The organism is Leucobacter weissii, from assembly GCF_017565745.1.
Lineage (GTDB): Bacteria > Actinomycetota > Actinomycetes > Actinomycetales > Microbacteriaceae > Leucobacter > Leucobacter weissii.
The window spans coordinates 1-1332 of record NZ_JAGDYM010000027.1 but is presented as its reverse complement, the minus strand read 5'-3'; the positions used below and the strand labels follow the sequence as shown (position 1 = coordinate 1332).

Sequence of the window (1332 nt, the reverse complement as noted above, 5' to 3'; positions counted from 1 at the left end):
CAACGAGATCCGCCCGCACGAGGCGATCTCCTGGAACCGGCCAATGGAGGTGCACCTGGGCCTGGCCGACCCCACCATCCCCAACTTCGAACGAGAAGAAATCCTGCCAACTACTTGACGCGGGACACCTGGATGTGGAGGGCGGTGTCGGTGACGTCGAGGTCGAGGCGGGCGGTGTGCCCGGTGCCGTGCTTGTGCGCGTTGGTCAGCCCTTCCTGGATGACCCGGTAGGCGACAGCACTGACCGCCGGGGTCAACACCCCCAGATTCCCGGCCTGTTGCCGTTCTACGCTCAACCCGGTGTTCTCGAACCCGGCGATCAGGTCCTCGAGCTGGTCCAGTCCCACGGTGGGGGTGGTGGGGGCGGTCTCGTCGGGCAACCTGAGAGCGGATAGCAGCGATCCGATTTCGGAGAGCACATTGCGGGACGCGGCGCGGATGCTGGCCAGTGCTTCGCGGGCGGCGTCGGGTTTGTGGTCGAGGGTGGCGGTGGCGACCCCGGCGTTGAGGCTGATGACGGAGATCTGGTGGGCGACGGTGTCGTGCAGGTCTTGCGCGATCCGCAGCCGGTCTTCGATGACCCGGCGGGCGGCTTCGGTCTCTCGTGTGGCTTCGGCGCGTTCTGCGCGTTCCCGGATCGCGTCGACATAGTCACGTCGTGTGCGCACAAACAGTCCGATCGCTAGGGCAAGGCCGACGGTCTCGATGACCTGGGTGGTGGAGTCGTGGATGAACCGGCCGACCACGCTGATGGTGACCACTTCCATGACGACCACCGTGACCGCTGCCGCGATCAGGACGGTGGTGCGCGAGCGCTGCATCGCGAGGGAGTAGATGGCGAACGCGACGGCCAGCGCGGTGACCGGAGTGAGGGTCCCGGCCACAGCGACGATGCCGTAGCTGACCACAGCGGCGGCCAGCACCAGCCAAGGCAGTCGGCGCCGCACCAGCATTAGCGCGGCGGGTATCAGTTCGATCAGCCACAGCAGCGGAGTCCGTGTCACCCCGAGCTCGTGCGCGGACGCCACTGCTGCCGCGACGATCACCAACCCGAATCCGGCATCGCGCACCCAGCCGGGGAACCAGCGCACCCGTTCAGACACGATCGACATGCTCTCCATTGTCCTGGGCGACACCCTCGGGCGTCATGACCCTGCGAGGGCATCCTGCGTACCCCAGTTGGGGTATGCGAAGTGTCCCCGCCATGTCCCGCGTCAAGTAGTTGGCAGGATTTCTTCTCGTTCGAAGTTGGGGATGGTGGGGTCGGCCAGGCCCAGGTGCACCTCCATTGGCCGGTTCCAGGAGATCGCCTCGTGCGGGCGGATCTCGTTG

Annotated in this window: 1 protein-coding gene; it reads right to left on the bottom strand. The window is 66.4% G+C overall.

The genetic code is table 11. The features are described from left to right. Positions 1 to 110 precede the first annotated feature (110 nt). Entirely contained in the window at positions 111 to 1112 is a 1002-nt protein-coding gene (locus J4H92_RS15165; protein WP_208099015.1) for a sensor histidine kinase, read from the bottom strand. Positions 1113 to 1332: the final 220 nt, after the last annotated feature.

What these genes read in the sequence shown, in the direction of transcription:
- J4H92_RS15165 (WP_208099015.1), bottom strand. Translation starts at nt 1,112, where the DNA reads ATGTCGATCGTGTCTGAACGGGTGCGCTGGTTCCCCGGCTGGGTGCGC.